The organism is Enterobacter sp. BWH64, assembly GCF_001037645.1.
GTDB lineage: Bacteria > Pseudomonadota > Gammaproteobacteria > Enterobacterales > Enterobacteriaceae > Enterobacter > Enterobacter hormaechei_C.
Map to the genome: position 1 here is coordinate 3,695,292 of NZ_KQ089922.1, position 23,330 is coordinate 3,718,621.

At 59.1% G+C, this 23,330-nt stretch carries 21 protein-coding genes; 5 read left to right on the plus strand and 16 right to left on the minus strand.

The window, feature by feature from the left end; genetic code table 11:
- The first annotated feature begins 135 nt into the window (after positions 1 to 135).
- From SK50_RS17570 to SK50_RS17580, 3 genes are read left to right on the plus strand one after another with little or no spacing between them, the layout of a single operon-like run.
- Positions 136 to 1,116 carry a Bug family tripartite tricarboxylate transporter substrate binding protein gene (locus tag SK50_RS17570; protein WP_006811363.1) on the plus strand — a complete coding sequence of 327 codons (981 nt, stop codon included), beginning with the start codon at positions 136 to 138 and terminating at the stop codon, positions 1,114 to 1,116.
- A gap of 11 nt (positions 1,117 to 1,127) precedes the next feature.
- Entirely contained in the window at positions 1,128 to 1,559 is a 432-nt protein-coding gene (locus SK50_RS17575; protein ID WP_003859443.1) for a tripartite tricarboxylate transporter TctB family protein, read from the plus strand.
- An 11-nt stretch (positions 1,560 to 1,570) separates the two neighbouring features.
- Positions 1,571 to 3,085: a tripartite tricarboxylate transporter permease gene (locus tag SK50_RS17580; protein ID WP_006811365.1), complete on the plus strand. Its 1,515-nt coding sequence runs from the start codon at positions 1,571 to 1,573 to the stop codon at positions 3,083 to 3,085.
- On the opposite strand, the gene menE is transcribed toward SK50_RS17580, so the two are convergent.
- The 8 genes from menE to SK50_RS17620 all read right to left on the minus strand — a co-directional run bounded on the left by menE (position 3,086) and on the right by SK50_RS17620 (position 10,997).
- Positions 3,086 to 4,447 (minus strand): o-succinylbenzoate--CoA ligase, encoded by a 1,362-nt coding sequence (gene menE, locus SK50_RS17585; protein WP_045333677.1) that lies wholly within the window; start codon positions 4,445 to 4,447, stop codon positions 3,086 to 3,088.
- The gene (gene menC, locus SK50_RS17590; protein WP_017693010.1) at positions 4,444 to 5,409 is read right to left on the minus strand and encodes an o-succinylbenzoate synthase; all 966 of its coding nucleotides are present in this window, start codon (positions 5,407 to 5,409) and stop codon (positions 4,444 to 4,446) included. The genes menE and menC overlap by 4 nt, the downstream gene beginning before the upstream one ends.
- Complete coding sequence (gene menB / locus SK50_RS17595) at positions 5,409 to 6,266, minus strand: 1,4-dihydroxy-2-naphthoyl-CoA synthase (protein WP_003859452.1); 858 nt, start codon at positions 6,264 to 6,266, stop codon at positions 5,409 to 5,411. Before menB ends, menC begins: the two co-directional genes overlap by 1 nt.
- Positions 6,263 to 7,039, minus strand: coding sequence for a 2-succinyl-6-hydroxy-2,4-cyclohexadiene-1-carboxylate synthase (menH, locus tag SK50_RS17600; RefSeq protein WP_017693009.1), 777 nt, complete (start codon positions 7,037 to 7,039; stop codon positions 6,263 to 6,265). Before menH ends, menB begins: the two co-directional genes overlap by 4 nt.
- A complete protein-coding gene (gene menD / locus SK50_RS17605; RefSeq protein ID WP_017693008.1) occupies positions 7,036 to 8,706 on the minus strand; it encodes a 2-succinyl-5-enolpyruvyl-6-hydroxy-3-cyclohexene-1-carboxylic-acid synthase in 1,671 nt (556 codons plus the stop codon). Before menD ends, menH begins: the two co-directional genes overlap by 4 nt.
- 88 nt (positions 8,707 to 8,794) lie before the next feature.
- Complete coding sequence (gene menF / locus SK50_RS17610) at positions 8,795 to 10,090, minus strand: isochorismate synthase MenF (protein WP_017693007.1); 1,296 nt, start codon at positions 10,088 to 10,090, stop codon at positions 8,795 to 8,797.
- Between the two features lie 86 nt (positions 10,091 to 10,176).
- On the minus strand, positions 10,177 to 10,482 hold the full coding sequence (elaB, locus tag SK50_RS17615) for a stress response protein ElaB (protein WP_017693006.1): 306 nt from the start codon (positions 10,480 to 10,482) through the stop codon (positions 10,177 to 10,179).
- A gap of 50 nt (positions 10,483 to 10,532) precedes the next feature.
- Positions 10,533 to 10,997, minus strand: a complete 465-nt coding sequence (locus tag SK50_RS17620) for a GNAT family N-acetyltransferase (RefSeq protein ID WP_048229758.1) — start codon at positions 10,995 to 10,997, stop codon at positions 10,533 to 10,535.
- A 71-nt stretch (positions 10,998 to 11,068) separates the two neighbouring features.
- Between SK50_RS17620 and rbn the strand changes: the two genes are divergently transcribed.
- Positions 11,069 to 11,986 (plus strand): ribonuclease BN, encoded by a 918-nt coding sequence (gene rbn, locus SK50_RS17625; protein ID WP_015572275.1) that lies wholly within the window; start codon positions 11,069 to 11,071, stop codon positions 11,984 to 11,986.
- A gap of 64 nt (positions 11,987 to 12,050) precedes the next feature.
- Complete coding sequence (locus SK50_RS17630) at positions 12,051 to 13,055, plus strand: chemotaxis protein (RefSeq protein ID WP_048229760.1); 1,005 nt, start codon at positions 12,051 to 12,053, stop codon at positions 13,053 to 13,055.
- Between the two features lie 164 nt (positions 13,056 to 13,219).
- Here SK50_RS17630 and nuoN read toward each other — a convergent pair whose 3' ends face one another.
- From nuoN to nuoG, 8 genes are all read right to left on the minus strand, one after another.
- Positions 13,220 to 14,677, minus strand: coding sequence for an NADH-quinone oxidoreductase subunit NuoN (gene nuoN / locus SK50_RS17635; RefSeq protein WP_015572273.1), 1,458 nt, complete (start codon positions 14,675 to 14,677; stop codon positions 13,220 to 13,222).
- A 6-nt stretch (positions 14,678 to 14,683) separates the two neighbouring features.
- Positions 14,684 to 16,213 (minus strand): NADH-quinone oxidoreductase subunit M, encoded by a 1,530-nt coding sequence (gene nuoM, locus SK50_RS17640; RefSeq protein WP_003861498.1) that lies wholly within the window; start codon positions 16,211 to 16,213, stop codon positions 14,684 to 14,686.
- A 145-nt stretch (positions 16,214 to 16,358) separates the two neighbouring features.
- Positions 16,359 to 18,200 carry an NADH-quinone oxidoreductase subunit L gene (nuoL, locus tag SK50_RS17645; protein WP_015572272.1) on the minus strand — a complete coding sequence of 614 codons (1,842 nt, stop codon included), beginning with the start codon at positions 18,198 to 18,200 and terminating at the stop codon, positions 16,359 to 16,361.
- Positions 18,197 to 18,499, minus strand: coding sequence for an NADH-quinone oxidoreductase subunit NuoK (gene nuoK / locus SK50_RS17650; RefSeq protein WP_003861496.1), 303 nt, complete (start codon positions 18,497 to 18,499; stop codon positions 18,197 to 18,199). Before nuoK ends, nuoL begins: the two co-directional genes overlap by 4 nt.
- Positions 18,496 to 19,050, minus strand: coding sequence for an NADH-quinone oxidoreductase subunit J (gene nuoJ, locus SK50_RS17655; RefSeq protein ID WP_003861493.1), 555 nt, complete (start codon positions 19,048 to 19,050; stop codon positions 18,496 to 18,498). The genes nuoK and nuoJ overlap by 4 nt, the downstream gene beginning before the upstream one ends.
- Positions 19,051 to 19,060: 10 nt before the next feature.
- Positions 19,061 to 19,603: an NADH-quinone oxidoreductase subunit NuoI gene (gene nuoI, locus SK50_RS17660; protein WP_003861491.1), complete on the minus strand. Its 543-nt coding sequence runs from the start codon at positions 19,601 to 19,603 to the stop codon at positions 19,061 to 19,063.
- 14 nt (positions 19,604 to 19,617) lie between these two features.
- A complete protein-coding gene (nuoH, locus tag SK50_RS17665) occupies positions 19,618 to 20,595 on the minus strand; it encodes an NADH-quinone oxidoreductase subunit NuoH (protein WP_003861490.1) in 978 nt (325 codons plus the stop codon).
- Complete coding sequence (gene nuoG / locus SK50_RS17670; protein ID WP_003861488.1) at positions 20,592 to 23,315, minus strand: NADH-quinone oxidoreductase subunit NuoG; 2,724 nt, start codon at positions 23,313 to 23,315, stop codon at positions 20,592 to 20,594. Before nuoG ends, nuoH begins: the two co-directional genes overlap by 4 nt.
- Positions 23,316 to 23,330 lie beyond the last annotated feature (15 nt).

The window sequence follows — 23,330 nt, forward strand, 5'->3', positions numbered from 1 at the left end:
TGGTGTCGCAGTGAAAGGGAAATGAAAGGTTATTGTTTTAACAATCACGCAACGGAACCGCTACAAGGTGGTTCACATAATCAGAAAAAATACACCCGTACCCGTACTCCCGGTTCTCCGGCGTGAGGATAAACGATGAAAAAACAATTACTTTCTACCCTTGCTGCAAGCGTATTGCTGTTGAGTGCCTCTGTCGTCCAGGCGCAGGACGCGCCATCCCGTACCGAATGTATCGCCCCGGCCAAACCCGGCGGCGGCTTCGACCTGACCTGTAAGCTGATTCAGGTCAGCCTGCTGGAGACGAAGGCCATCGAGAAACCGATGCGCGTCACCTACATGCCCGGCGGCGTGGGCGCGGTAGCCTATAACGCCATCGTCGCGCAGCGCCCTGCCGAAGCGGGCACCGTGGTGGCCTTCTCCGGCGGTTCGCTGCTAAACCTGTCGCAGGGGAAATTTGGTCGTTATGACGTGAATGACGTGCGCTGGCTCGCCACCGTAGGCACCGATTACGGCATGATCGCCGTGCGCGCGGACTCCCCGTGGAAATCCCTGAAAGATCTGCTGACCGCCATGGAAAAAGATCCGAACAGCGTGGTCATTGGCGCGGGCGCCTCTATCGGCAGCCAGGACTGGATGAAAGCCGCGCTGCTGGCGCAGCAGGCCAAAGTGGATCCGCACAAGATGCGTTACGTGGCCTTTGAAGGCGGCGGCGAGCCGGTGACGGCGCTGATGGGCAATCACGTCCAGGCGGTATCGGGCGATCTCAGCGAAATGGTGCCCTACCTGAGCGGGGATAAGATCCGCGTGCTGGCGGTCTTCTCGGAAAACCGTCTGCCGGGCCAGCTGGCAGACGTCCCAACCGCTAAAGAGCAGGGTTATAACCTGGTCTGGCCGATCATCCGCGGCTTCTTCGTCGGGCCAAAAGTGACCGACGCCGAGTACCAGTGGTGGGTGGATACCTTCGCAAAACTTCAGCAAACCGAGGAGTTCAAAAAACAGCGCGATCTGCGCGGGCTGTTTGAGTTCAACCTGAACGGCAAGCAGCTGGACGAGTATGTCAAAAAACAGGTGAATGACTACCGCGAACAGGCGAAAGCCTTTGGTCTGGCGAAATAACCGGAGGCGCTATGAGCGATCGCATTTTTGCCGGGATATGGCTGCTGCTCTGCATTGGCGGCATGTTCGTCGCCTGGCAGATCCACAGCGAATACAGCTATGAACCCGTGGGGCCACGCCCCTTCCCCGTCGGCATAGTCGGCCTGATGCTGCTCTGCTCGGTGGCGCTGCTGCTGCGCCATCCGGATACCGTGGAGTGGCCGCCACGCCGTACGCTGCAACGTCTGCTGGTAATGGTAATTGTCCTGCTGATGTATGCGTGGGGCTTTGAGTGGCTCGGCTTCCCGATTGCCACCGCCCTGCTGACGATGGTGATTGGCATACTGTTTAACGCCTCGCTGCCTGCGGCGGGGATCTCCGGGGTCGTACTGGGCATTTTACTCTGGTACGCCTTCGACCGCCTGCTGGACGTGACCCTGCCGCTCGGCGCATGGTTTAACTAACGGAGCACGCTATGGATACCTGGATCTATCTCTCTCAGGGGTTCGCGGTAGCGATGACCCCGGAAAACCTGGTGATCGCCCTGATCGGCTGTTTCGTCGGGACCATCGTCGGCCTGCTGCCGGGCCTTGGCCCTATCAACGGCGTGGCGATTTTACTGCCGCTGGCCTTTGCGCTGCACCTGCCTGCGGAATCGGCGCTGATCCTGCTGGCGACGGTCTATATCGGCTGCGAATACGGGGGGCGTATTTCCTCGATTCTGCTTAACGTGCCCGGTGATGCCGCCGCCATTATGACCGCGCTGGATGGCTACCCGATGGCGCAGCAGGGGCGCGGCGGCGTGGCGCTCTCTATTTCTGCCGTCAGCTCGTTCTTTGGCTCCATGATCGCCATTGGCGGCATCATCCTCTTCGCCCCGGCGCTGGCCCAGTGGTCGCTGGCGTTTGGTCCGGCCGAGTATTTTGCCCTGATGGTGTTCGCCATCGCCTGTCTCGGCAGCATGATGGCGCAGAATCCGCTGAAGTCGTTTTTGTCTGCGTTGATTGGCCTCAGTCTGGCCACCGTCGGCGTGGATGCCAACACCGGGGTTTATCGTTTTACCTTCGACAGCGTTCATCTCTCCGACGGCGTGCAGTTTATCGTCGTGGTGATTGGTCTGTTCTCTGTCTCAGAAATCTTACTGATGCTGGAGCATACCAGCAGCGGGCAGACGCTGGTGCGTAAAACCGGACGTATGCTCTTTAATGCCAAAGAGGGGGCGCAGTGTATTGGCGCCACCCTGCGTTCGTCGGTGATCGGTTTCTTCGTCGGCATTCTGCCCGGCGCGGGGGCTACTATCGCCAGCGCTATCACCTACATGACCGAGAAAAAGCTGAGCGGTAACAGCGACAGCTTCGGCAAAGGCGATATCCGCGGCGTGGCAGCGCCGGAGGCGGCGAATAACGCCTCGGCCTGCGGCTCGTTTATCCCGATGCTGACCCTCGGCGTGCCGGGCTCCGGCACCACGGCGGTAATGATGGGCGCGCTGACGCTCTATAACATCACCCCGGGTCCGGCGATGTTTACCGAGCAGCCCGATATCGTCTGGGGTTTGATTGCCGCCTTGCTGATCGCCAACGTGATGTTGCTGGTGATGAACATCCCGCTGATCGGCCTGTTCACCCGCATGCTGACCATTCCCCTGTGGTTCCTGGTCCCGGCCATCGCCGCCGTCTCTGCGGTTGGGGTGTACGCGGTGCACAGCACCACCTTCGACCTGGTGTTGATGGTGCTGCTCGGCGTGCTGGGCTACATTCTGCGCAAGATGCACTTCCCGATGTCGCCGCTGATTTTAGGGTTTGTGCTGGGGGAAATGCTGGAGCAGAACCTGCGCCGCGCCCTCTCCATCAGCAACGGCAACATGGGGATCCTGTGGGAGAGCAGCGTGACGAAGATCCTGCTGGCAATGGCGATTATGGTGATTGTCGTGCCGCCGGTGCTGCGCTGGGTCCGTCGACGCCAGCACAAACCGCAGCCGGATATCGGCTGATTAGCCCCTCAACAGGGCATTGACCCACTGCTTTAACGCCTGGCGGGAGATTTTAATCCCGCCATTTTTCAGTTCTGACGGCAGCGCCAGCCAGTGTACCGGCTGCTCAAAGCGCGCCAGCCTGCCCTGAACCCACTCCGGCAACAGCGTGATATCCGTGCCCGGCTCGCATTCCACTACCGCCACCGGACGTTGCCCGTACTCGGCATCATCCAGCGGAACGACAAACGCCTGGCTTACCTGCGGATGCGTGGCGATAACGCGCTCCAGCGCTTCGGGCTGGATCCCTTCTCCGCCGCTGAAAAAGAGATTGTCCATTCGGCCCAGAATGGTCAGGCGTCCGTCATGCCACTCGCCGCGATCGCGGGTGGCGAACCAGCCCTGCTCATTGACCAGCGGCAATAATGCGCCGTCTCGCCAGTAGCCCGCCGCCATGCTTTCCGCCCGGATCCAGACTTCACCGTTCACCACCTGAACGTCTCTGCCCGGCAGCGCGCTGCCCACGTCCGGCGCGCCGTCGGCCTCTTTGGCGCAGACGGTGGAGGCGAACTCGGTCAGACCGTAACCGCAGAACGTACGGATCCCCTGCTCGCGCGCCTGTTCGGTCAGCGCAACGGGGATTTCCGCCCCGCCGAGCAGCACGGCTTTCAGCGCGACGGGATGGTGTGAATTAAGCAGCCGCCACAGCTGCGTTGGCACCAGCGAGGCGTGGGTACAGCCCTGTAGCGCCTGCTCCAGCGGCTGTTTTTCACGCACGGTGAGACGGCCTCCGCCCTGCAACCAGCGCCACAAAATCCCCTGACCGGAGACGTGAAACAGCGGCAGAGAGAGCAGCCAGTCGTCGCTACCGCCGTAAGGCATCAGCGCCAGCACGCCCTTTGCGCTGGCAAGGTGGGCGGCACAGGTGTGCACCGCCGCTTTCGGCAAGCCGGTGGAGCCAGAGGTGAGCGTCATTGAGGCCAGCCGTTCTGCCCGCCACGTGACGCCGCCCTGCCCCTCGCCCTCTCTTAATACCAGACCGGGCAGACCGTCATACTCACCGTTAAGCACCAGCGCAAAGCGCAGGGTCATCTGCGGCAGGAGGACGTCCAGCAGCGGACGGGGAAGCTGAGGGTTCACCGGCAAAATGCGGGCGCCGCACTGAAGCAGCGCCAGCCAGGCCAGCAGGGTCTGCGGGTGGTTGTGGGCGAGCAGCATGACGCCGTCACCGTCCGTAACGCCCTGAGACTGAAAACCGGCTGCGAGACGATCGATACGCTCGCCCAGCTGAGACCAGCTGAGCGTTATATCGTCTAAACGCAGCGCAAGTTTATCGGCACGCCGGGTGCGCCAGTGCCGCCACGGCCAGTCGGTAAAACTCATCGCAGTGGCTCCAGCGCCCCGACGTCGAGGCACGGCAAGGTGCTGCCAGGCCACTGGCGAATCAGCTGGGCCTGCATCAGGTTTAGCGTATCGAGACCGGGAACGGTGTCCGGCGTTAACCATGCAGCGATGCGCGCCAGCTGCGTCAGGCCGAGGCTGGATTCGATGGATGAACTGATCACCGCCGTCAGCCCTGCGGCATGGGCCGCCGCAACCTGCTCGCGCACCTTGTCGAGGCTGCCGGTCAGCGTTGGCTTAATCACCACGGCCCTGACGCCCGGCTCGGCGGCAAACGCGAAATCGGCTTCGCGCAGGCTCTCATCCCAGGCAATGGCGATGCCGGTTTCCCGGGCGAAGGCGCGAGAGTCGTCGCGCGTTTTGCACGGCTCTTCAAGAAACGCGATGCGGCTGCGGTACGCCGGGTTGACGTACTTCGCAAACTGCTGCGCCCTGAGCGGCGTCCAGGCGCGGTTGGCGTCCAGGCGCAGGTGCAGATCGGGAATGGCTTCCAGTAACAGGTTAACCACCATTCCGTCGCGCACCGCTTCGTACAGGCCAACCTTTATTTTCGCCACCTTCTCGCCAGGCATCGCGGAAAGGAGCGCGAAAAGTTCATCCGGATCGCCGGTACAGAGCGGCGCGGCGCGATAATTCGCCGCGTCCGGCAAACTGCCGTCCAGCTCTGCCAGCGCACAGCTGATGCCGAACGCGGCGGAAGGAATGTCCGGCAGCGCCGGATCAGCCCCCTCACGCCATTCATGCGCCCAGGCCATCAGCGCAGCCTGCGCCTCGTCCAGCGTTTCCAGGCTAAAGCCCGGAAGCGGGGCGATTTCGCCCCACCCTTCCCGCTCGCCCTGCCGAAGATGCACGAAAAAGCCGTCACGGGTTTTTAACCGCCGTTCACGCAGCACCACGCCCGCGTCCATCGGTATCTGCCAGCGGTAAACCTGCGCGCAACGCATTACGGGTTCCGTTTGTATTTGCTGAAGTCTGGCTGGCGTTTTTCGTTGAACGCGTTGCGCCCTTCCTGACCCTCTTCGGTCATGTAGAACAGCATGGTGGCGTTACCCGCCAGCTCCTGAAGGCCCGCCTGACCGTCACAGTCGGCGTTGAGAGCCGCTTTCAGGCAGCGCAGCGCCATTGGGCTGTTTTGCAGCATTTCGCGACACCAGCGCACGGTCTCTTTTTCCAGATCGGCGATCGGCACCACGGTGTTAACCAGCCCCATATCCAGCGCTTCCTGGGCGTTGTACTGACGGCACAGGAACCAGATTTCGCGGGCTTTTTTCTGACCGACAATGCGCGCCATATAGGACGCGCCCCAGCCGCCGTCGAAAGAGCCGACTTTCGGGCCAGTCTGACCGAAAATGGCATTTTCCGCCGCGATCGTCAGGTCACACATCATGTGCAGCACGTGACCGCCGCCGATGGAATACCCTGCCACCATCGCGACCACCGGTTTTGGACAGGTGCGGATCTGGCGCTGGAAATCCAGCACGTTCAGGTGGTGCGTGCCCGCATCATCCTGGTATCCGCCGTAGTCACCGCGGACTTTCTGATCGCCGCCGGAGCAGAAGGCTTTCTCCCCTTCCCCGGTGAGGATGATGACGCCGATAGTGTCGTCGTAGCGGGCATCCGCCAGCGCCTGGATCATCTCTTTTACGGTCAGCGGACGAAATGCGTTGCGCACCTGTGGACGGTTGATAGTAATTTTGGCGATACCATCGGCGGATTTGTGGTAACGAATGTCGGTGTAGCCTTCGGAGCAGTCCTGCCATTCAACCGGCGCGTAAAGCATGTGTTCATCAGGATAGATCATAGCGTGTCCTTTGTTCGATAACGCAGTATCTGAGCCAGACTCGCGGCAACCGCGTCCGGGTTGTCCCGGTGGGCGTTGTGTCCGGCGTGAGGGATAGCATGACGCGTGGCGTTAATTTCAGCGGCGATAGCTGCAAACTTCCCGTCACGTTCGCCATAGAGATAGTCAAAAGAAAAATCACGCGCGATGAGCGCGGGACGTAAATCAGGCTGAACGGCAAGCGAGGTGGCCTCCAGCATCTCTGCCAGCCTCGGGCCGTTGTTCCGGCTGCGCAGCGCGATCAGCGCCCTGCGCTGATCATCCGTAAGTGAGGCAAAGACCGGCTGTTGATACCAGTCGGCAAAGACGGCCTCCAGCGGCTCACTGCGAAACCGTGACGCCCAGCGGCGGTCAGAGATCAGCCGGGCCTGGCGCGCATCGGCGTCTTGCAGGCCCGGGTGTCCACCTTCCACAATCACCCCGTCTAACCCCGCAGGATGCTGGCAGGCATGGAACATCGCAATGCGGCCGCCGAGGGAGTACCCCACGAGCCAGTATCTTAGTATGTTGTAACTAACAAGGGTATGCGAGAGCAATTCACTTACCTCTGCAAACCCCGTCACGCCCGTATCCGCTGAACCACCGTGCCCAGGCAGGTCAAGGTAGAGCCGGGGGTAGTCATGCAGCGACGCCCCGACAGCCTGCCACTCGCGACAGTCGCCGGAAAAACCGTGCAGGAAAACCAGCCAGGGGTAGCCTGGTTTTCCTGGCTGGGAGAGGCCTGCGAGGATCACAGGTGACTCACCTGCGCAAGCAGATGTTGCAGCTTCTGCGCGCCGTCAGCATCGTTTACCACCAGCTCAATCAGCGTCGCGCCAGGCTGCCGCCAGGCGGTGTTCAGCGCCGTCTCCAGCGCGTCCCAGTTTTCCGGGCGATGGTACTTGAGGCTGAACATGGCGGCGGCGTGTTCGAACTGCACGTTTTGCGGCATCAGATAGAAGCGCTCACGCTCGCTTTGCGGCGTCGGCAGCAACGAGAAAATCTGCCCGCCGTTATTGTTCACAACAATCAGCACGAACGGGGCCGACGCCCGACGCAGGAGCGCCAGCGCGTTGAGATCGTAGAGGGCTGAGAGATCCCCCACAATCGCCAGCGTGGATTTCGCGCTGGCCCGCTGTACGCCAGCGGCAGTGGAGATCAGGCCGTCAATGCCGCTCGCGCCCCGGTTGCTGTACACCGGATAACCCGCCGGCAGCTGCGAAAAGGCGTCAATCAGGCGCACCACCAGGCTGTTACCGACAAAAAGTTGTCCCTGCTCGGGAAGATATTTGCGGATACGGTGCGCCAGCCCGGCTTCACTGAACGCCTCGCACTGCGTTTTGGTGAGTTCCCACGCCTGACGTGACAGCGCCGGGATCTCCACCGCCCAGGGTTTGCGTTTTTCCGCCGGATGCAATTCCAGCCAGCTGTCAATGTTGCTCACCAGGCGGCGGCCGCGATGGTGCGCCGGGTCAAGGCGTCCTTCGAGCGGATCCACCAGCCAGTACTCTTCTGGGGTACAGGTGGCCTGCCACTGGAGCAGACGCTTCCCCGTCAGGCTCGATCCCAGCTGGACGACAATCTGCGCCTGCGCCAGCTCGGTAACCGCTTTCGCGTTACCCAGCCAGAGGTCGGCGCAGGGCAGCGGCTGGCCCGTCTGGGAAAGCACGTCACCAATCAGCGGCCAGCCAAGCGTTTGTGCCCACTCCGCCGCCAGCTTGCCTTCCGCCGCACTCATCCGCCCGGCAATCACCACGCCGCGCTTCTGGCGCCAGAAGAACCAGTCGCGCTGTTTTGCGCTTTCCAGATGCGTCTGCTCGCGCAGCCAGGGTTTTTCGCTCTCCCACCAGTCTCCCAGCTGCTGTTGCCAGACGAGGCCAGTATCGTTCATTTCACCGTACAGCGGCTCGGCAAACGGGCAGTTAATGTGCAGCCCGCCGCTGCGCAGTGCGTTCATGGCGTGGTCGAGGGTTGAGACCAGCCAGCTGGCGGGAATATCCTGGGTGGGGCGCGGCAACGAGACCGTCTGTGAAGGATGCGAGGCAAAAATGCCAGGCTGACGAATCGCCTGGTTAGCGCCGCAGTCAATAAGTTCCGGGGGACGGTCGGCAGTGAGTAAAATCAGCTTTTCGCCGGTTAATCCCGCTTCTATCAGCGCCGGATAGAGGTTCGCCACCGCCGTGCCGGAGGTGACTATCACCGCCACGGGCGCTTTGCTGACTTTCGCCAGCCCGAGCGCCAGATGGCCCAGACCCCGCTCATCAAAATGGGTGTGGTGAATAAAAGCCCGGTTTTCCGCGGCAGCAAGGGTGAGCGGCGTGGAGCGAGAGCCCGGGGCAATACACACATGCCTGACACCATGACGGGTCAGGGCTTCAAGGATCACCGCCGCCCAGCGTCGGTTAAAAGAACTTACTGACATGAGATTGTCCAGTATCAAGAATGCGACACAGTATAAATAATAGAAAAAGTCAGAATTTTGATATGAATCGGGATTGCACGAATCAGTATTAATCCCTTAGGAGAAGGGAACGCAGCCCGGCGGCCTTGTTTTCGATCTCCTGCCACTCCTGCTCCGGATCGGAGCCGCTGACGATGCCCGCCCCCGCATAAAGACGCAGCGCAGCGTCGTGAACGCGGGCGGAGCGTAATGCCACACAGAATTCGCTTTGATCGCGCGATAAATAGCCCGCCGACCCGGCGTACCACTCCCGGTCAAACGGCTCCACTTTCGCAATAAATTCTCGCGCCGCCTGTCGCGGCAGCCCGGCCACCGCCGCCGTCGGTTGCAGAATATGCAGGCACTGCTCGTCGTCAGGCTGTTTAAGTTCGGTCCAGATACAGCGACGTAAATGCTGCACCTTGCGCAGACGCAGCACCTGCGCAGGCAGGATCTCCAGCGTCCGGGTATGGTGCTGAAGACGCTGGCAGATATCTTCCACCACCAGCATATTTTCCCGCTGATTTTTGTCGTCGTTCATCAGCCAGTCGCCCAGACGCTGAGCCTGCTTATCGTCAGAATGGCTGGCGACGGTGCCTGCCAGCGCTTCAGTGCGCAGCAGCGTGCCGCGTCGCCGCCACAGGCGTTCAGGCGTCGAGCCGAGGAACGCGTTGCTGGCGTCAAAGACCATACAAAAATGATAGCAGTTGAGGTTTAGCGCGCGGCTGGCAGCCATCAGCGCGATGGCGTTCACGGGCTGCTGGCAATGCACGTCTGTAGCACGTGCGAGGACCACTTTCTCAAAATCGCCGCGAGCAAGGGTATCCGTCGCCTGACGAATCAACGCCAGCCATTCCGGTTTTTCCGGATGATGGGTTTCCTGCACAATCTGCACGGACAACGGGCGGATCGGCGCGGCGTCGCGCAGGTTATCGACAAAATTCAGCGCCTCACGGGCATCTTCCCGCAGCGACGTTTCGCTCCACAGTTGCAGACGCAGCGTGGCGACCCCGCCAGACCGTCGCCAGAGAAGGCGCGGTAAAAACAACTTGCCCTGCGCCGGGTTGAAGGCGTTCAGGCCGCAGATACGGGTGTCATTGGCTACGTCGTGGGTGTGCAAAAACCGCGAGGCCGAGGCCAGAGAATCGAAATGGGCGAGGCTTCCGAGCGCGGCAAGTTCTTCATCACCGCTGCGCTGTTGCCAGTAAAACTGAGGATAGCATCGCTGCACACCGAGCCAGGCCAGCGGATCGAAGGCGTCGTTTAACGGGAAAGAGACATCGAAATGGCGTAAACCGGGTGTAGCTGGCAATGCTTGCGCAAGCTGAGTACGCAGGCTTTGCAGCGCGAGGAAAATCGAGTGCACGCGAACCTCTCCCTGTTAAAGCCTTATATTATACGGGGTACTGACGATAAATAGCAGTACCCACGTGTAGGGAGTGGTTTACCGGCTTAACGACGGGCTAACAGCAGACCCAGCACCAGCCCTACGGCCGCACCGACCCCAATGCCCTGCCACGGTTTTTCATGCACATAATCGTCGGCACGATAAACCGCCTGCTTGGCGCGGTAGTAGTAATTGTCGGATGCGTTACTGACGCGGTTTTTCACGTCATGCAGCGCCTGCTCGGCGCGGGCTTTGAGCTCAATGTACTTCTGATCGGCAGGATCGCCTGAAGAGCGCAGCACTTCTTCCAGCGTTTCGCTTAGCAGCGTCAGGTCGTCGTCGACTCGGGTATCCCAGGATTGAAATGACATATTTTTCTCCATGTTAGTACACCAGTCCGGTAACTATAGACAACGTATTGCTATTGCGCCTGTTTCGCTTCGCGTGCCATGCCGATGTGTGGGATGCCGTCTTCGTCGTAAATGTCCGTGACCGGGGTAAAACCAAAATGGCCATAGAATGATTGCAAATGCGCCTGCGCGCCCAGGTATAACGCCTTGTCCGGCCACTGTTTCTGGCATGCGCCCAGCGTTTTTTCCATCAGCTGATAGCCCAGCTTTTCACCGCGCGCGCGGCAGCTGATAATGACGCGGCCAATGACGACAGGGTCAAAATCCTCTTCGCTTTTCAGAATCCTCGCATACGCCACCAGCTCGTTATCGCGCCAGCCTAGGATGTGCCGGTTCTCGCCGATCAGGTCATCGCCGTCGATATCCTGATACGGGCAGGTTTGTTCAACCACAAAGACTTCGCAGCGCAGCTTGAGCAGGGCGTAGAGTGAATGCACGGTCAGTTCGCTGTGGTGTAGATCTTGCCACTGGATCATGTGTTTCTCCTTCCTGGTGTTCATCACGTTATACTAAACCCCTTCCCATTCGGCAAAGGGCTGATTGCGTTATGGAACTGATTTTTCTGGGTACGTCCGCCGGGGTGCCAACCCGCTCACGAAACGTGACGGCGATTCTGCTGGATCTTAAGCATCCTACCCGCGGTGGGCTGTGGCTGTTTGACTGCGGCGAGGGTACGCAACATCAGCTGCTGCATACCTCATACCACCCGGGGAAAGTGGATAAAATATTTATCACCCATCTGCACGGCGACCATCTGTTTGGCCTGCCGGGCCTGCTGTGCAGCCGTTCGATGGCCGGTAACGCTAACCCGCTGACCATTTATGGCCCCGCGGGTATTCAGGAATTCGTTGAAACCACGCTGCGCCTGAGCGGCTCGTGGACCGATTATCCGCTGGAGGTGTTAGAGATCGGCGAGGGTCTGGTGTTCGATGACGGAGATTACCTGGTGCGCGCTTACCCGCTTAACCATCCGGTGGAATGCTACGGCTATCGCGTTGAGGAGCATGACAAGCCCGGGGCGCTGAACGCCGCCGCGTTGCAGGCTGATGGGGTGAAACCAGGCCCGCTGTTCCAGCGTCTGAAGCACGGCGAGACCGTCACGCTGGAAGACGGGCGCGTCATCAACGGTCAGGATTACCTCGCCCCACCGCAGCCGGGCAAAAAACTGGCTATTTTTGGGGATACCGCCCCCTGCCCTTCGGCGCTCAGGCTTGCCAGAGGTGTAGATGTGATGGTGCATGAGGCGACGCTGGAAGCGGCGATGGAAGAAAAAGCCAACAGCCGGGGGCACAGCTCTACGCGTCAGGCGGCGCAGCTGGCACGTGAGGCTGGCGTCCGGAAACTGATTGTTACTCACGTCAGCTCACGCTATGACGTCCGCGGCGCTGAAAGCCTGCTGGCAGAGTGCCGGGAAGTATTTCCGGCATGCGAGCTGGCGGAAGATTTTGCTCAGGTCAGCGTTTAGTCCTTCATTTTTCCCTCAGCGTGCCGATAACGATTAAAAGGCCAGCATTTCTCTTGAGGGTAGAATGGATAATTTCCAGAAAGATATTGATGACAGGGCAAACCTGACCCTGTCCAACCGTTTTGAACTGTTGCTGTTCCGTATTGGCACCTCTCTGAACGAAAATAAATCCGAGCTGTTCGGCATCAACGTATTCAAATTGCGCGAAATTGTGCCGATGCCGACCTTCACCAAACCGGCGGGAATGAAGTCTCCGCTGATGGGGATGGTGAACATTCGTGACCAGGTGATCCCGGTGATCGATCTGGCCGCCGTCGCCAGCTGCAAACCAGCCACCGGGCTGAACATCCTGCTGATCACCGAATATGCCCGCAGCGTGCAGGCGTTTGCCGTGGAATCGGTGGAAAACATCATGCGTCTGGACTGGAAGCAGGTGCACGCCGCGGAAACCGCCGTCAGCGGTCGCTACATCACCAGCATTGCCTGTCTGGATGAGAAGACCGATACTAACGATCTGGCGATGGTGCTCGACGTGGAGCAGATCCTGTACGACATCACCCCGGCGAACCACGATCTGCACGCCACCCATCTGGAAACCACCAAATTCAACATCAAGCCTGGCTCTGTCGCGATTGTTGCAGAAGATTCAAAAGTAGCGCGCTCAATGCTGGAGAAGGGATTGCAGGCGATGGAGATCCCGGCCCAGCTGCATATCACCGGCAAAGACGCATGGGAGAAAATCACTCAGCTGGCCGCGCAGGCACAGGCCGAGGGCGTTCCCGTTACCGATAAGATTGCCCTGGTATTAACCGACCTCGAAATGCCGGAGATGGACGGATTTACGCTGACGCGCAAAATCAAAACCGACCCGGTACTGAAAGATATTCCGGTGGTGATCCACTCGTCTCTTTCCGGCAACGCGAACGAAGATCATATTCGCAAAGTGAAGGCGGACGGCTATGTGGCGAAGTTTGAGCTGAACGAGCTGTCGTCGGTGATTGAAGAGGTGCTGGACCGCTCGATGAAGAAGATTGAAGGGCCGTTGATTAGCCGCAAGCAGCTGGCTTAGTCGGGTGGCGCTACGCTTACCCGATCTACAGGACCCGTAGGCCCTGCAAGCGTAGCGCCGCTGGGCATGTTTTACTCTGTGCGGGCTGGTGCCCTCACCCCGGCCCTCTCCCACGGGGAGAGGGAGAAAACAATAAAAAACCCGCCGAGGCGGGTTTTTTGTTTTTACATCAGCGGCATCGCGCGCTGCACGATATCAATCAGCGGCTGCGGATAGATACCGAAGATCAGCACCAGCAGCGCGGAGATGAGCACCACAATGCCCCCCGCGCTGTACTGCCAGTTAGACGGCGCATCGCGGTTGAGCTGCTGAGGCGCGCTCAGGTACAGGCTCACGGCAACGCGCAGGTAGTAGTAGAGACCAATCGCGGAGCCGATAACGACACCCGCCGTCAGCCACCACAGACCCGCCTGCACACCGACGGCCAGCACGTAGAACTTACCGATAAAGCCCAGCGTCATCGGGATACCCGCCAGAGAGAGCATCATCACGGTCATTACCGCAGACAGAATCGGACGGTGCCAGAACAGACCACGGTAGGAGAACAGAGAATCCGCATCCGGGCCACGGTACGGGCTGGACATCAGGCTCACCACGCCGAACGCGCCGAGGCTGCTAAACAGGTAACCGGCCAGATAGACGCCCACAGTTTCCATCGACATCTCACCGCTTTGCAGCGCAATCAGCGCCACCAGCAGGTAACCCAGATGGGAGATAGAGGAGTAGCCCAGCAGACGCTTGATGTTGGTCTGGCTCAGCGCCATCAGGTTACCGAAGATGATGGACACGAACGCGATAATGCCCAGCACCACGCGGACCGCTTCGCTGTCGCCCACCGGGGCGTACAGGAACAGACGCATGACCACACCGAAGATAGCGATTTTGCTCGCCGTCGCCAGGAAGGTCGAGACTGGTGCAGGGGCACCCTGGTATACGTCTGGCGTCCACAGGTGGAACGGAACCAGTGAGAGTTTAAAGCCAAGGCCAACAATCATCATGCCCAGACCCGCCAGCAGCAGCGGCTCATGCATCATGCCGTCGCCAAGGCTCTTACCGAGCGCCATGAAGGAGAGATTACCCGTCTGTGCGTACAGCAGCGCGATACCAAACAGCAGGAACGACGACGCGGCAGCAGACAGGATCGTGTACTTGATTGCCGCTTCCAGAGAGCGCTTCTGGCGGAAAGCGTAACCAATCAGGCCGAACAGCGGGAGTGAGATCAGCTCAATACCGAGGAACAGCGCGGCCAGGTGGTTCGCGTTCGCCAGCAGAATACCGCCCAGTGCGGCAATCAGTACCAGCAGGTAAAACTCTTCTTTGTTGTCGTTGTAACCTTCGAGCCACGGGTACGCAAAGGTACAGGTTGCCAGGCTCGCCAGCAGCACCAGACCGGTGTAGAGCATGGCGTAACCGTCAACGCGCATCAGCGGCGTGACGTCCATCGCTCCCGCCTGGCCAACAAACCAGAGGGAAACTAACGCAGCGTTCAGACCCAGAACGGACAGGGTCGCATTCAGGAAGTGATTGCGTCGCCACGCAATGGAGAGCATCACAACCACCACCGTCAATCCGACGATCAGCAGCGGTAGCAGCGCGATCAGTTGTTGTGGAGTTATTGTCATGGCGAATTACGGCCTTGTAGTAGAAGCAGAATTAACAAACCACTGCTGGATGTTACCCATCGCGGAGTGCGAGGTATCCAGAATCGGCTGCGGATAGAAGCCCAGCAGCACCAGCAGTACGACCAGCAGCAGGATGATGAACAGCTCACGCAGCGACATCCCCGGCAGTTCTTGTGCAGCAATTTCACTCTTCGCTTTACCGAAGTAAGCGCGGTGCAGCATCGCCAGCGAGTACACGGAGGCAAACACCAGACCAAAGGTGGAGATGACGGTGATCGTCGGTACCACGTTGAAGCTGCCGAACAGGATCATAAACTCGCCGACGAAGTTACCGGTACCCGGCATACCCAGAGTCGCCACCGCGAAGAACATGGAGAGCGCCGGCAGCCATTTCATTTTGCCCCACAGGCCGCCCATCATACGCATGTCGCGGGTATGCAGACGTTCGTACAGCTGACCACACAGGATGAAGAGACCGGCAGCAGACAGGCCGTGCGCAATCATCTGGATCACCGCGCCCTGGTATGCCAGCTGGCTGCCGGTGTAGATGGCAATCAGCACGAAGCCCATGTGGGAAACGGAGGTGTAAGCAATCAGACGTTTGATGTCGTACTGCGTGAAGGCCATCCATGCACCGTAGAAGATACCGATCACGCCCAGCCACATGGCAATCGGCGCGAACTCTGCGGAGGCGTTCGGGAACAGCGGCAGGGAGAAACGCAGCAGACCGTAGGCCGCCGTTTTCAGCAAGATACCCGCCAGGTCAACGGAACCCGCCGTTGGCGCCTGAGAGTGCGCGTCCGGCAGCCAGCCGTGCAGCGGTACGACCGGCATTTTCACCGCGAAGGCGATGAAGAAGCCGAGCATCAGCAGGTATTCCACACCGTGAGACATCGGGGTCTTCAGCAGGTCTTCGTAGTTGAAGGTCCACACGCCGGTCGCATTGTAATGCACAAATACCAGCGCCAGGATGGCAATCAACATCACCAGACCACTCGCCTGGGTGTAGATGAAGAACTTGGTGGCCGCCGTGATACGCGTTTTACCGTCGGATGCCTTGTGGCCCCACAGCGCGATCAGGAAGTACATCGGCACCAGCATCATCTCCCAGAAGAAGAAGAACAGGAACATGTCGATGGCCAGGAACACGCCGATCACGCCGCCCAGGATCCACATCAGGTTCAGGTGGAAGAAGCCCTGGTATTTTTCGATTTCTCGCCAGGAGCAGAGTACCGCCAGAACGCCGAGCAGACCGGTCAGCACCACCATCAGCAGCGACAGACCGTCAATCGCGAGGTGGATCGTAATACCGAAACGTGGGATCCACGGCAGAATGAACTCAGACTGCCACTGCGGAAGGCCCGCGGACTGGGTCAGTGAGTAGCCACCCTGCAACCAGAGTTGCAGACCAAGCGCGAGCGTCAATCCCATGGTGATCAGCGCGATCCAGCGCGGCATCTTCACGCCAAAGCGTTCGGTCTGCCAGCACAGGAAGCCGCCGATGAAGGGAATTAATATTAGCCAGGGTAGTAACATGGCGATTTTTATTCCTTGTTAAAGTCCCTCAGGGACCGATTTTCAACGAATTCGACAAAATTCACGTTTGAGTGCGGGGCCTTTTGCCCGGTGGCGCTTCGCTTACCGGGCCTACGGTCCGTAGACAATCCCCGCTAACTCAAAATCAACGCAACACCATCAGCAGCGCCAGTATGACAACCGCACCGATGCTCATGGACGCCACATACCAGCGCAGATAACCGTTCTCGCTGAACAGCAGGCCTTTACCTGCAAAGCGAGAGAGGATCGCCGGGATATTCATCAGGCTGTTCAGTGGATCGCGCTTCAGCAGCCACGCAATGCCCAGGAACGGCTTCACGAAGATCATGTCGTACAGCCAGTCGAAGCCCCATGCGTTGTACCACCAGGTGCCCAGCAGACGGCCCGGCGCGCTGTTGGCAACGGCAGTCACCAGCGTGCGTTTGCCCAGCCACAGCCATGCGGCAATCAGGATGCCCGCGATAGCCACTACGCCGGAGGTGATTTCAAGCGTCAGAACGCGACCGTGCTCAAGCTCGGTTGTCGCCGGCAGTACGCCCTGCAACGGTGGCACAATCATCGCGCCAACGAAGGTGGACAGGACCAGCAGCACAATCAGCGGCAGGTGGTGGGTAATCCCCTTCCCTGCGTGAGCGTGAATTTGTTCTTTACCGTGGAAGACGATGAAAATCATACGGAAGGTGTACAGGGAGGTCATAAACGCACCGACCAGACCCGCAACCATCAGATTGATATGACCATTCGCCATGGCGCCCGCCAGGATTTCGTCCTTACTGAAGAAGCCCGCGGTGATCAGCGGCAGTGCCGCCAGCGCCGCGCCGCCTACCAGGAAGCAGACATAAACCAGCGGGATGGACTTACGCAGTCCGCCCATTTTGAAGATGTTCTGCTCGTGGTGGCAGGCCAGAATCACCGAACCGGATGAGAGGAACAGCAGCGCTTTAAAGAACGCGTGCGTCATCAGGTGGAAAATGGCCGCGTCCCACGCCTGAACGCCCAGCGCCAGGAACATGTAACCAATCTGGCTCATGGTGGAGTACGCGAGAACGCGTTTGATGTCGGTCTGCACCAGCGCGGCAAAGCCTGCCAGCACCAGCGTAACCGCACCGACAATACCCACCAGATGCAGAATTTCCGGGGTCATCAGGAACAGGCCATGGGTACGCGCAATCAGGTAGACACCGGCGGTAACCATGGTCGCGGCGTGGATCAGCGCGGAGACAGGGGTTGGACCCGCCATCGCGTCGGCCAGCCATGTCTGCAACGGCAGCTGCGCGGATTTACCCACAGCGCCACCCAGCAGCATCAGCGTTGCCCACCACAGCATGTTGTTGCCTGCTTCGAAGTGCGCCGGCGCCAGTTCCACCATTTCGCGGAAGTTCAGCGTGCCCAGTTCGTTGTAGAGAATGAACAGCGCGAAAGCGAGGAACACGTCACCCACGCGGGTCACGACGAACGCTTTCATGGCCGCTGCGCCATTCTTCGGATCGGTGTAGTAGAAACCGATCAGCAGGTAAGAACACAGACCCACGCCTTCCCAGCCCAGATACATCAGCAGCAGGTTATCGGCCAGCACCAGAACCACCATGCTGGCGATAAACAGGTTGGTGTAGGCGAAGAAGCGGGAGTATCCCTCTTCACCGCGCATGTACCAGGAGGCGAACATGTGGATCAGGAAGCCGACGCCGGTAACTACGGAGAGCATGGTCAGAGACAGACCATCCAGCACCAGGTTGAAACCGATGTTGAAGTTACCGACCGACATCCAGTTCCACAGCGGTACGCTGTAGGCCTGACGTCCATTGTTAAAGAAGTCGATACCCGCATACGCTGTGACCAGCGCAGCCAGGCCGATAGAGCCAATGCCCACGGTGGCAGACAGATTCTCAGACCAGCGGCCGCGAGAAAACGCCAGCAGCACGAAGCCAATCAGCGGAAAAATAATGGTTAAGGCAAGCATGTTCATCCACGCAACTCACTTACTGAATCGATGTTCAGGTTCTGGCGGCGACGATGGAGCTGTAGCAACAGCGCCAGGCCAATACTCGCTTCAGCAGCCGCGAGGCTGATGGCGAGAATGTACATCACCTGACCATCGGTCTGGCCCCAGTAGCTACCGGCGACCACAAAGGCCAGCGCGGAAGCGTTGATCATGATTTCCAGACCGATCAGCATAAACAGCAGATTGCGGCGGATAACCAGACCAGTTAAGCCCAGAACGAATAAAATCGCAGCGAGGATCAGTCCATGTGTTAAGGGGATCATGCGCGTTCCTCCGTTTTTCTTTTCGCGCGGTCGTCAGTGCGGTTGCTCAGCACCTCGCCGACACGCTCTTCGCGGCCAACGTGGAAGGCCACAACCAGACCCGCCAGCAGCAGCATTGAGGCCAGCTCAACCGCCAGAACGTACGGACCAAACAGGGTGATACCCACGGCTTTCGCGCTGATTGGCGTCCCGTCGATACCCTGGTCGTTGACGCCCAGAATGGCGTAAACAATCACCGCCAGCATGATGGCCGACAAAATTGCCGGACCAATCCACACCTGCGGTTTTAACCACTGACGTTCCTGCTCAATTTCAGAGCCGCCCAGGTTCAGCATCATCACCACGAACACAAACAGCACCATGATGGCCCCGGCGTAGACGATGATTTCCAGCGCACCAGCGAAGTGCGCGCCCAGCGCAAAGAACACCCCGGAAATAGCCAGCAGCGAAATGATTAAATACAGCAGCGCATGCACCGGATTGGTGTGCGTGATCACTCGCAGCGTAGCCAGGATGGCGATAAGGCCACAGATATAAAAAGCGAATTCCATTGCCCTCTCCTTACGGTAACAGGCTCTTGACGTCGATAGGCTTAGCTTCGTTCTCTGCTTCGCCTTTATCTTTGCCGTCGATTGCCATACCCGCCATCCGGTAGAAGTTATATTCCGGGTATTTGCCCGGACCGGAAATCAGCAGATCCTCTTTCTCGTACACCAGATCCTGACGCTTGTACTCACCCAGCTCGAAGTCTGGAGTCAGCTGAATCGCCGTGGTTGGGCACGCTTCTTCACACAGACCGCAGAAAATGCAGCGTGAGAAGTTGATGCGGAAGAACTCAGGGTACCAGCGGCCGTCTACCGTCTCTGCTTTTTGCAGAGAGATACAGCCCACCGGACACGCTACCGCACACAGGTTACAGGCAACGCAACGCTCGGAACCGTCCGGGTCGCGCGTCAGCACGATACGTCCACGGTAGCGCGGCGGCAGATATACCGGCTCTTCCGGGTACATCCGGGTTTCGCGTTTGGCAAACGCATGCAGGCCGATCATCCAGATACTGCGTACCTGGGTGCCGAAACCTACCAATAATTCTTTTAAGGTCATGATCTCAAAGCCCCTTATGGCTGCTGCCAGAGAATGACAGCCGCCGTTACCAACAAGTTGACGAGCGTCAGCGGCAGGCACACTTTCCAGCCGAAGGACATTACCTGGTCATAACGCGGACGCGGTAACGCTGCGCGAATCAAAATGAACATCATCATGAAGAACGCGGTTTTCAGCGCGAACCAGATGAACGGCGGTAAGAACGGGCCATGCCAGCCACCAAAGAACAGCGTTACCATCAACGCGGAAATGGTGACGATACCGATGTACTCGCCCACGAAGAACAGACCGAACTTCATACCGGAATATTCAATGTGGTAACCGTCGGCCAGTTCCTGTTCGGCTTCTGGCTGGTCAAACGGGTGACGGTGACACACCGCCACGCCCGCGATGGCAAAGGTAATAAACCCAAAGAACTGCGGGATAACGTTCCAGATGTCGGCCTGGTTGTTGACGATGTCGGTCATGTTAAATGAACCGGCCTGCGCCACCACGCCCATCAGAGAGAGACCCAGGAACACTTCGTAGCTCAGCGTCTGCGCGGAAGCACGCATCGCACCCAGCAGCGAGTATTTGTTGTTACTGGACCAGCCTGCGAACAGCACCGCGTAAACCGCGAGGCCTGCCATCATCAGGAAGAACAGAATGCCGATGTTCAGGTCAGCCACCACCCAGGTCGGGCTGACCGGAACGATAGCAAACGCCAGCAGCAGCGAGGTGAAGGCAATCATCGGCGCCAGCGTAAAGATCACGCGGTCCGAGAAGCGCGGAACCCAGTCCTCTTTAAAGAACATCTTGATCATGTCCGCGACCAGCTGGAGTGAACCACCCCAGCCCACGCGGTTCGGTCCGTAACGGTTCTGGAACAGACCGAGCAAACGACGTTCACCAAAGCTCATGAACGCGCCGCAGGTGACGACCACCAGCAGAATCACAACCGCTTTCAGAATGCTCAGCAGGATGTCGATAAGATCCGGCGTTAACCAACTCATGCTTTTGCCTCCTGAAGGTTATCAAGATGCGCACCCGCCAGGACCGGCGCGATGCCAGGCATACCCATCGGCAGACCCACCTGCCCTGCTGACAGGCGTTCAGAAATAATCAGCGGCAGGCTGATTGTCTGGCCGTCGTAGCTAAAGGCAATGTTCGCACCCGCGTTAACGCCAAGCTTCGCGGCATCCGCCGGGTTGAGCTTGATGTACGGCTGCGGCATACGCTGCTGGAATACCGGAGAACGCTGGGACATTTCGTCGCTACCGAACAGATGGTAGTACGGTGCAATACGCCAGTGACCTTCCTGCGCCTGGAAGCTCGCCGGAACGGTGGTGAAGAAGTCCAGACCGGTTTCGGAGGCTTCAATCAGACGCACGCCCGGATCGCCGTGGCGCAGGTGACCGCCCACTTCAGCCTGGAACTTGTTCCATGCCTGCGGGGAGTTCCAGCCCGGTGCCCATGCAAACGGGATTTGCGAACGCGGCGCAGACGGCTGGTTGTTCCCTTCCATCGAGAAGGCAAACATGGTGTCTTTGTCCTGCGGCTGACGCGGTTCGTGCACGCTGATGTTGGCGCGCATCGCGGTACGACCGCTGTAGCGGTGCGGCTCACGCGCCAGTTTCTGGCCGCGAATGCGGAAGCTTGCGTCAGGCGCGGCGTCTTTAATACCCGCCAGCTGAGGCAGTTTCTCAACAACCGCGTCGATAACGTGGTCGAGCTGCGTCCAGTCCACTTCACGGCTCTGCACGGTGCTGTGCAGAGAGTGCAGCCAGCGCCAGCTTTCCAGCATCACGGTGTTGCTGTCGTAGTAGGCCGGGTCATAAACCTGGAAGAAACGCTGGGCGCGGCCTTCGTTGTTGATCACCGTCCCGTCGCTTTCTGCGAAGCTTGCCGCAGAGAGAACCAGGTGCGCTTTGTCCATGATCGCGGTGCGCTGATGGTCGATAACCATCACCAGCGGCGCTCTGGAGAGCGCGGCGTCAACGCGAGCGGCAGAAGCATGGCGATGCAGGTCGTTTTCCAGCACCACAACGGCGTCAGCGGCACCGGATTCCAGTTCGCTTAACGCGTCTTCCAGCGAGCCGCCGCCAATCATACCCAGACCGATGCTGTTCACCGCACGGGCAATCATGGTAACTCCGACGTCAGCGCCGCGGCCCTTCAGGGCTTTGGCAACGTTCGCTGCGGCCTGAATGATTTCAGCGCTACCGGCGTTGGTACCGGAAATAATCAGTGGTTTCTTCGCCCCCGCCAGTGCCTGAACAATCACATCGACCTTGTTTTGCAGGTCGCGATCCAGTTCAACGGCCGGCGAGTTGCTGTCCAGCGCGTGGGCAATGGCAAAGCCGAGGCGCGCCTGATCTTCAACCGGCGCGCAGTAGGTCCACGCGGCGATATCGTCCAGACGGGTGTTGTCAACGTTAGTCACAAACAGAGGATGCTTCGCGCGCTGGCCGATGTTAAGGATGGCCGCAATCTGCCAGTCAGCCACTTTCTGCGCCGCTGCCATTTCACGTGCTTTGCCTTTCACCGCCTGACGAACCGCCAGAGCCGCGCGTGCGCCAGTCTGCGTCAGGTCTTCACCGAGCACCAGAACCGCATCATAGGATTCAATTTCGCGCAGCGCAGGCGTATGAATGCCGCCTTCACGCAGCACTTTCAGCACCAGCTGGAGACGTTCCTGCTCGCCCTGGGCGATACCGGTGTAGAAGTTTTCCGCCCCAACCAGCTCGCGCAGCGCGAAGTTGCTTTCGATGCTGGCGCGCGGGGAACCGATGCCGATCACTTTCTTCGACTGACGCAGAATATCTGCCGCGCCCTGCATCGCCTGCTCAGCGTTGAGGGTAATGACGTCATCGCCACGGCGCTGAACCGGCTGACGCGGACGGTCTTTCAGGTTCACATAGCCATAGCCGAAACGACCGCGGTCGCAGAGGAAGTAGTGGTTAACTGTACCGTTGTAACGGTTTTCGATACGACGCAGTTCGCCGTAACGTTCACCCGGGCTGGTGTTACAGCCAAGGGAGCACTGCTGGCAGATGCTTGGCGCAAACTGCATGTCCCATTTACGGTTGTAACGTTCAGAGTGGGTTTTATCCGTGAATACGCCGGTCGGACAGATTTCTACCAGGTTACCGGAGAATTCGCTTTCCAGCGTACCGTCTTCCGGACGACCGAAGTAGACGTTGTCATGCGCGCCATATACGCCCAGATCCTGTCCGTCTGCATAATCTTTGTAATAACGCACGCAGCGGTAGCAGGCGATGCAGCGGTTCATTTCGTGAGAGATGAACGGCCCCAGATCCTGGTTACGGTGGGTACGCTTGGTAAAGCGATAGCGACGGAAGCTGTGACCGGTCATGACGGTCATATCCTGAAGGTGGCAGTTACCGCCCTCCTCACACACCGGACAGTCGTGCGGGTGGTTGGTCATCAACCACTCCACCACGCTTTCACGGAACTGTTTGGCTTCTTCGTCATCAATCGAAATAAAGGTGCCTTCGGCGGCTGGTGTCATACAGGACATCACCAGGCGACCACGCGTGTCTTCCGCGTTTTGATATTGCTTCACCGCACACTGGCGGCAAGCACCGACGCTGCCCAGCGCCGGATGCCAGCAAAAGTACGGAATATCGAGGCCAAGAGACAGACAAGCTTCCAGCAGGTTGTCCGCCCCGTTGACTTCGTATTCTTTGCCGTCTACATGAATCGTAGCCATTAGCATGCTTCCAGT